Genomic DNA, 1079 nt, shown 5'->3' with positions numbered 1-1079 from the left:
CAAGACTTACAGAAGACGTTTGAACCAGGAGGGAACTGGTTCGTTCAACTGCAGAGTTTGACCATTTCCGCAGGTAGTCACATGACGGAACGGCGCTTTCAAGTCCTCGTTGTCAAACACCACGACACAAGGCAGTTCGCGAACGGCTGCAGCGAGATTCGCGAGCGTGCGCGGGAAGCGCTGAACCAACTTCTCCGGCGGCACGTCATGCCCGCCTTGGAAGACTCGCATCGCCACGCGTTGATCCGAAGTTTCTGCGCTGGAAATTCCCACAAAACAGAGGACGACGGCATAGCCCGATTGCCCCGCTTGTTTTAAAAAATTCAGCTTGTCGCCCACGGGATCCGAAAACACCGTCTCAAATATGAAGCTCTCACGCTGGTTCAGCAGCTCGATCCGTAGCGCCGCAATCATCCGGGCCGCTTCGTAAGCATCCACCTCCAATTCCCGCGCGACCGCGTCGGCATTGAGAAAACGCAGACCCGCTGATTTGAGATGTGACTCGAAGAAGGTGGATTTTCCCGCGCCATTTGGGCCGGCGATCGCAACCACGATGGGGCGGCGATCGAGATACTCGATCCAGGAAACCGCACTTTCTGCGGAACTGCCGCCGCGCCTCATCGTTTGGCTTTTTTGACGGCCTGAAATTCGCGATTAACAAAGCGTCCGACGGTGCGTTTGCCGTTCGACTCGATTTTAACCAACAAACCAGGCGAATCCGCAGGCTCGTAATGAGGATACGGGCGCGTCTTGAGGTGTTCGGCGACACGCTGCCGACCTTCGGGCGAATCCACGGAACGCAGGCATTCCGAAAGTGATTTGACATCCCCGGAGCGGCGTAAAGCCAATGCCTTGTCGCCCCGCAAAAGCGGTTCGATCGCGCGGCCCAACCTGGCCCAGAATTCAATCTGTCCAGCAATGGACCGTTCCGCGACCTCGCCTGCGAGACGGGCGTCGAGAACCAGGGCGTCAGAAACTTTGACTGGTTGACTCATAGGTAAACGGTAGCAAAACGCTACCGACCTGTCAAAAGACCAACAGTCCCTTGAAGATGGTCGCCGTCTCCGGCCCGCCCGCCA

2 protein-coding genes are annotated in these 1079 nt (G+C 57.2%); both read right to left on the bottom strand.

Translation table 11 applies throughout. From position 1 onward, the window contains the following. Positions 1-6 precede the first annotated feature (6 nt). A complete protein-coding gene (locus VEH04_05550; GenBank protein ID HYG22230.1) occupies positions 7-621 on the bottom strand; it encodes a zeta toxin family protein in 615 nt (204 codons plus the stop codon). After that, a complete protein-coding gene (locus VEH04_05545; protein HYG22229.1) occupies positions 618-995 on the bottom strand; it encodes a hypothetical protein in 378 nt (125 codons plus the stop codon). Before VEH04_05545 ends, VEH04_05550 begins: the two co-directional genes overlap by 4 nt. Positions 996-1079: the final 84 nt, after the last annotated feature.

This window comes from Verrucomicrobiia bacterium, assembly GCA_035629175.1.
GTDB lineage: Bacteria > Verrucomicrobiota > Verrucomicrobiia > Limisphaerales > DASXHY01 > DASXHY01.
The sequence above is the reverse complement of the archived record's forward strand: the minus strand, read 5'-3'. Positions and strand labels throughout refer to the sequence as shown.